This window comes from Lentzea aerocolonigenes, from assembly GCF_000955955.1.
GTDB classification, from domain to species: Bacteria; Actinomycetota; Actinomycetes; order Mycobacteriales; family Pseudonocardiaceae; genus Lentzea; species Lentzea aerocolonigenes_A.
The window spans coordinates 1-6680 of sequence record NZ_JYJG01000218.1 but is presented as its reverse complement, the minus strand read 5'-3'; the positions used below and the strand labels follow the sequence as shown (position 1 = coordinate 6680).

Annotated in this window: 5 protein-coding genes; 3 read left to right on the top strand and 2 right to left on the bottom strand. The window is 68.0% G+C overall.

The annotated features are described in order from the left end of the window. Positions 1 to 255, bottom strand: a 255-nt coding sequence (locus UK23_RS26685; protein WP_156213394.1) for a hotdog fold thioesterase, incomplete at its 3' end; no start/stop codon positions are given. Between the two features lie 106 nt (positions 256 to 361). Between UK23_RS26685 and polA the strand changes: the two genes are divergently transcribed. Continuing rightward, positions 362 to 3037 (top strand): DNA polymerase I, encoded by a 2676-nt coding sequence (gene polA, locus UK23_RS26680; protein ID WP_269112313.1) that lies wholly within the window; start codon positions 362 to 364, stop codon positions 3035 to 3037. Between the two features lie 73 nt (positions 3038 to 3110). On the opposite strand, the gene UK23_RS26675 is transcribed toward polA, so the two are convergent. Continuing rightward, on the bottom strand, positions 3111 to 4292 hold the full coding sequence (locus UK23_RS26675) for a hypothetical protein (protein WP_045314394.1): 1182 nt from the start codon (positions 4290 to 4292) through the stop codon (positions 3111 to 3113). Between the two features lie 105 nt (positions 4293 to 4397). Between UK23_RS26675 and UK23_RS26670 the strand changes: the two genes are divergently transcribed. Then, complete coding sequence (locus tag UK23_RS26670; RefSeq protein WP_045314393.1) at positions 4398 to 5555, top strand: glycosyltransferase; 1158 nt, start codon at positions 4398 to 4400, stop codon at positions 5553 to 5555. 58 nt (positions 5556 to 5613) lie between these two features. Beyond that, entirely contained in the window at positions 5614 to 6657 is a 1044-nt protein-coding gene (locus UK23_RS26665; RefSeq protein WP_045314392.1) for an Hsp70 family protein, read from the top strand. Positions 6658 to 6680 lie beyond the last annotated feature (23 nt).

Sequence of the window (6680 nt, the reverse complement as noted above, 5' to 3'; positions counted from 1 at the left end):
GCCGAGGTGGATGGGGCGGGCCACGCCGGTGACGGTGCCCTCGCGCGCGGCGCGGTGGTGGGTGCAGGACAGTTCCAGTCCCACCGCGATCGAGCCGAACTGGTGCGCGTGCATCGCGGACCCGAGGGAGCCCAACTGCTCGGCCAGCACCGCGTTCGCACCGCCGTGAAGCAGGCCGAACGGCTGGCGGTTGCCCTTGACCGGCATGGTGCCGATCATCTCCTGGACATCCCATTGGGTGATTTCGATGCCCATCCGGACGTGCAACTGCTCGTCGGCGAACTCCACTGGCAGGTCGGGGGTCACGCAGGCTCCAAGGGCTCAAGCAAAACTGTCAGACCCCCACCCTAGACTCGGGCTCGTGACTAACTCAGACGTGAAGAGGCTCCTGCTCATCGACGGTCACTCGATGGCCTACCGAGCGTTCTACGCCCTGCCCGCCGAGAACTTCGTGACGAAGACGGGCCAGGTCACGAACGCCGTGTACGGCTTCACGTCCATGTTGATCAACATCCTGCGCGACGAGAAGCCGACGCACGTCGCGGTGGCGTTCGACGTGTCGCGCAAGACGTTCCGCTCCGAGCAGTACCCGGAGTACAAGGCCGGTCGCTCCAAGACGCCGGACGAGTTCCGCAGCCAGGTGTCGCTGATCAAGGACGTGCTCGCCACGTTGCAGATCCCGACCATGGAGAAGGAGAACTACGAGGCGGACGACATCATCGCGACCCTGACCACGCAGGCCGTGGCGCAGGGCATCGATGTCGAGATCGTCACCGGCGACCGCGACGCGTTCCAGCTGGTCAACGACCACGTGACGGTGCTGTACCCGGTCAAGGGCGTCTCGGAGATGGGCCGGTTCACCCCCGCGTACGTCGAGGAGAAGCACGGCGTGCGGCCCGACCAGTACGCGGACTTCGCGGCGGTGCGCGGCGACTCGTCGGACAACCTGCCGAACACGCCGGGCGTGGGCCCGAAGACGATCATCAAGCTGCTCAACCAGTTCGGTGGGCTCAACGAGCTGGTCGACCGCATCGACGAGGTGCCGGGCAAGGTCGGCGAGGCGCTGCGCGGCAACCTGGCGAACATCATCATGAACCGCCAGCTCACCGAGCTGATCAAGGACGTCGAGCTGCCGTACACGATCGACGGCCTGGAAGCGCAGACGTGGGACCGCGACGCCGTGCACCGGCTGTTCGACGAGCTGGAGTTCCGCGTGCTGCGCGACCGGCTGTTCCAGACGCTGTCGACCGCCGAACCCGAGGCCGAGGAGGGCTTCGAGGTGTCCGGCGGCGCGATCCCGGCCGGCACGCTGGCGGCGTGGCTGGACGAGCACGCGCGCGGGACGCGGGTCGGTGTGGCGTTGCGTTCCACGGGCGGCGACCTGGAGGGTGTCGCGCTGTGCACCACGTCCGGTGAGGGCGGGTACGTCGACGTCGTGTCGCTGAACGAGGCCGACGAGAACGCGTTGGCGGCGTGGCTCTCCGACGAGAGCGTCGCCAAGGCCGGCCACGACCTGAAGCTGCCGATGCGCCAGATCCGCGCTCGCGGGTGGAAGCTGCGCGGGCTGACGTCGGACACGGCGCTGGCCGCCTACCTGGTGCGGCCCGGCCAGCGGTCGTTCGCGCTGGACGACCTGGCGCTGCGCTACCTGAAGCGCGAGCTGCGCGCGGAGGAGTCGGGCGACGGCCAGCTGTCGTTGCTGACCGATGAGTCCGAGGAGGCGCAGAAGGTCGCGACGAGCACGATCCTGCGCGCCCGTGCCGTCGCCGAGCTGGCCGACCGGCTCGACGAGGAGCTCGTCACGATCGGCGGCGCCGACCTGCTGGCGAACCTCGAGCTGCCGTTGATGAACGTCCTCGACGAGGTGGAGGCCGTCGGCATCGCGATCGACGTCGAGCACCTGTCGTCGCTGGAGGCGCACTTCGCGGCGGGCGTGAAGCAGGCGGCGCAGGACGCGTACTCGGTGATCGGCAAGGAGATCAACCTCGGCAGCCCGAAGCAGCTGCAGGCGGTTCTCTTCGACGAGCTGAACATGCCGAAGACGAAGAAGACCAAGACCGGCTACACCACGGACGCCGACGCGCTGCAGGACCTGTTCGAGAAGACCGAGCACCCGTTCCTGCAGCACCTGCTCTCGCACCGCGACGTCACGCGCCTGAAGTCCACTGTGGACGGCCTGCTGAAGTCCGTGGCCGACGACGGCCGCATCCACACGACGTTCCACCAGACCATCGCCGCCACCGGCCGGCTCTCCTCGACCGACCCGAACCTGCAGAACATCCCGATCCGCACCGACGAGGGCCGCCGCATCCGCCAGGCCTTCGTCGTCGGCGACGGCTACGCGGAGCTGATGACCGCGGACTACAGCCAGATCGAGATGCGCATCATGGCCACGCTGTCCGAGGACGAGGCCCTGATCGCGGCGTTCAACAGCGGCGAGGACCTGCACACCTACGTTGCCTCGCAGGCCTTCTCGATCCCCACCTCCGAGGTGACGGGCGAGATGCGCCGCCGCATCAAGGCCATGTCCTACGGCCTCGCCTACGGCCTGTCCGTCTTCGGCCTCTCGCAGCAGCTGCGCATCCCGACCGAAGAGGCGCGCGAGCAGATGGAGGCCTACTTCTCCCGCTTCGGCGGTGTTCGCGACTACCTCAACGAGATCGTGAAGAAGGCCGGCAAGGACGGCTACACCGAGACCGTCCTCGGCCGCCGCCGCTACCTTCCCGACCTCACCTCCGACAACCGCCAGCGCCGCGAGATGGCCGAGCGCATGGCCCTCAACGCCCCGATCCAGGGCAGCGCCGCGGACATCATCAAGGTGGCCATGCTCGGCGTCTACCGCGCACTCGAATCCTCGGGCCTGCGCTCCCGCATGCTCCTCCAGGTGCACGACGAACTGGTGCTGGAGATCGCCGAGGGCGAGCGCGAGGCCGTCGAGGCCCTGGTCCGTGAGCACATGGGCAACGCCTACCAGCTCCAGGTGCCGCTGGAGGTCTCGGTGGGCGTGGGCCGCTCATGGGACGACGCCGCGCACTAGCCGCTGGGTTTGCCGCAGCCCGCTGTCTGAGCTTCGGTTCGGGCGGCGGGCTGTTCAGCGTGAGGGCTGGGCTTCAGGGATTGAGACTGTTCGGGTACCGGCGCAGCTTCGCCAGCCGCTTGAACTCCTTCTCGGAGATCGGGAGAGTGGTGTACCTGAGCAGCATGTTGTAGGTCTTCTGCCAGCCGTCCGGAGTCCACAGCTCGTACTCGAGCTCGTACGGGTTGTCCACGCGCTTGGCCAGGAAGAGGACCTTGCCGAGGTCGTAGACGTCGTCTTTCTCGGCAAAGACCGCCTGGTAGTTGAGGGCCTGGTTGTGGCGGTCAGGCCATCTCCGCCTCATCGCGGCGACGTATCGGGAACTGCGGAAACCGCGTTCGCCTAGCTCCAGCACCCACCAGCCGGGCTCCAGCCGCGCGAACACGTCGGTGGGCTGCCAGCCGAGGTCGTCGACGGTCTCGTCGGCCGAGCCCGTCCGGCGGACGAGGACGTGGCGGTAGAGCCCGCCCTCGGTGGTGCCACCGAGCCAGACGTCGAAGTACCTGACCTTTGCGGTTTCCCGCCCCCGGCTGATCCGTTCGACGTTTTCGCTGCCGACCGGCAGCACGTGCTTTTGCCGCGGCTCCTGCCCCAGCACCCACGTTCCGTCGCGCAGGAAGATCTCCCAGTTCCCGCGGCCGTCTGCCGGGCACCGGATCAGGGCGTGCGCGCGATCGACGTCCACGACGTCTTTCAGGCTCTCGAACTCCGCGAAGTAGTAGTGGCCGTCCACCGGTTCGGCTCTCCGCCGTGCTGCCAGCAGAGCGAGCACGGCGGTGAGTTCCGTCCTCAGGTAACCGCCCAGCGGCAGTGTGAAGCGGTGTTCTGGAGACAGTTCCTCGACAACCGCGATCGCGGAGCGCAGGTCGACCATGTCGGCTTCGTGCTCGAACACCGCGAAACAGCCGTCCTCGTTCTTCTCCCGTGACGACGACGGAGGCCGTGGCTCTGGCTGTTCGGCGTCGGTCCGGCGCCTGAGTTGCTCGACCTCGGCCGGGGTCGCCTCGCGGTAGTCGTCATAGGAGTCGCGGTCGCCCGATCTGGACAGGCCGCTGCTCGACCCCCACCTGCCGTGGCCCTCATAGCGTTCTTCGTCGTAGGCGGAGACTGAGCGGTAGAGGCCTACGGCGTTGCTGACGTCGGACATGAGGCGCTGGTCGTTGAACAGCGCGTAGTAGCGGTAGTCGGCCAGGTACGGCTCGAAAATCGCGATCACCCCCCAGTGATTGCCCCCATTGGAACTTATAACGCACTGGGGGACTTGCCGCAAGACCCCGGTTCGCCCTCACAATTCGTGGCCTGAAACAGAGGGGATTTCGTCATGCGATTTCTGGTGTCCACGATCGGTTCACGGGGAGAAGCGCAGCCGGTCACCGCGCTGGCCGTGCAGTTGAAGGCGCTCGGAAACGACGTCGAGGTCGTCGCGCCGCCGGACTTCGAGGAGCTCGTGACGAGCAACGGGCTCGACTTCACGCCGGTGGGGCCGATGTTGCGCACGTTCCGGTCCGCCGACCTGAAGCCCGGTGACCTGGCGCGACTGGCCGAGGAGTCGGTGCGGGAGCAGTTCCGGGTGATCGGTGCGGCGGGGCAGGGGGCCGACGTCTTGGTGGCGGGCGGTGCGTTGCAGCACTCCACGCGGTCGGTGGCGGAAAGCGTGGACGCGCATTACGTGTACGCGAGTTTCTGCGCGAACACGTTGCCTTCGCCGTATCACGCGCCGCCGGCGATGTTGGGTCGTGTTCCGGTGAACGGGACGCCCGAGGAAAACATCGAGCAATGGGAGCGGCAGCGGCCTCTTTTCGGGCATGCGCGCGAGACCATCAACGCCGAACGCGCGAAGCTCGGTCTCGGCCCGGTCGGTGATGTCCGCGACCACATCTTCGGCGACGACCCGTGGCTCGCCACGGACCCGTTGCTCGGGCCGTGGCCCGGTCCTGGCGAGCTCGTGACCACCGGCGCCTGGCTGACGAACGACCAGCGGCCGCTCTCCGCGGAACTCGAGGCGTTCCTGGACGACGGCGAACCGCCGGTGTACTTCGGTCTGGGCAGCATGCACGGCGCGCAGGACGCCGCGCACCAGGCTGTCGAGGCTGCCCGCAAGCTCGGCAAACGTGTTGTGCTGCAACAAGGTTGGGCTGGTTTGCGGCTGGCTGACGACGCGCGGGACTGCATCGCGATCGGCGAGGTGAACCAGCAGGCGCTGTTCCGTCGCACGGCCGCGGTCGTGCACCACGGCGGCGCGGGCACCACCACGACCGCGGCGGCCGCCGGCAAGCCGCAGATCGTGCTGCCCCACATGTACGACCAGTACTACTGGGGCAACCAGGTCGAACGGCTCGGCATCGGCCGCTCGGCCGAAGCCGTCACCACCGAGGTTCTCGCTGAGACGCTCGGGCTGGCCGAGGAGGCCGGAAAGGTGGGCGCGCAGGTCAGGACGGACGGGGCGAGGGTCGCCGCGGAACTTCTCATGAAGGTGTGAACCGGACCAAGTGAGACGTACGTGTGTGTGGTGTCCGCGTATGAGGGGTGACCCGCACATGTCGTACCAGGTTGGGCTCGATCTCGGATCCGCAGGCACCACCGTCGCCACCGGCCGGGGCGTCGTGACCCGCAACCAGCGTCGGCACAACGCTCCGGCGCGGGAGGTCGCGCAGCTCCTCGAAGACTTGGCGGCCCGGCACGGCGAAGCACCGAGCCGGGTCGCCATGACCCACCCGCTGGCCTGGCCGCACGAACACCTCGAACAGGTGCGGCAGGACCTCATCGAACAAGGGCGCGCGGACGTGCTGTTCGTGCCCGCGCCCCACGCCGCCGCGATGGCCTTCGACGACACCGCTCAGCTGGCCGAGCACAGCACGGTCGCGGTGTTCGACTTCGGGGCCACCGCGGCCGACATCACGTTGCTGTGCAAGCAAGGCGTGTTGCTGCTCGCCGGACGGCCCGAGCGGGTCGACATCGGCGGGTTCGACCTCGACGACCTGGTCGTGGAGCACGTCGTCGCGAAGATCGGCACGCACAGCCCGGAGCTCGTGAGGAGTTGCGTCGAGGCCAAGGAACTGCTCGGCAGCTACCCCGAGGTCAGGATTCCCGTCATCACCGACGACGAAGCGCGCGAGGTCAGGCTGAGCAGGCTGGAGTTCGAGGCGATCATCCGACCGGCGGTGGAACTCGTCGTCGACGCTCTCGAACGGGTGGTCAGATCCGCCGGCCTGTGCGAGCCGGACGTCATCCTGCTCGTCGGCGGATCGGCGCGAATCCCGTTGGTGGTCAAGGAAATAGCGGCCAGGCTGCACATCCCGGCCATGCGGGCACCCGACGGAGCGGCCGCGACGGGCGCGTACCTCGAAGCCAAGCAGCTCGAACCGGAACCGGCGGAAACACCGGCCGTCTCGTTGCCGCAGCCGCGCGAAGAGGACAAGCCCAAGCACAGGCTTCCCACCACGCCGTTCATCGCGGCCGGACTCCTCGCCGTGGTCCTCGGCGGCGGATGGGCCGCGCACGAGGCCATGAACCGCCCGAAGGTGGAGATCACGAGCGTCGTGCTGGCACCGCCCGGAATCGCTGTGCTGCCGAGGGTCTAGACGGTTGATTCCAAGGGGTCGGC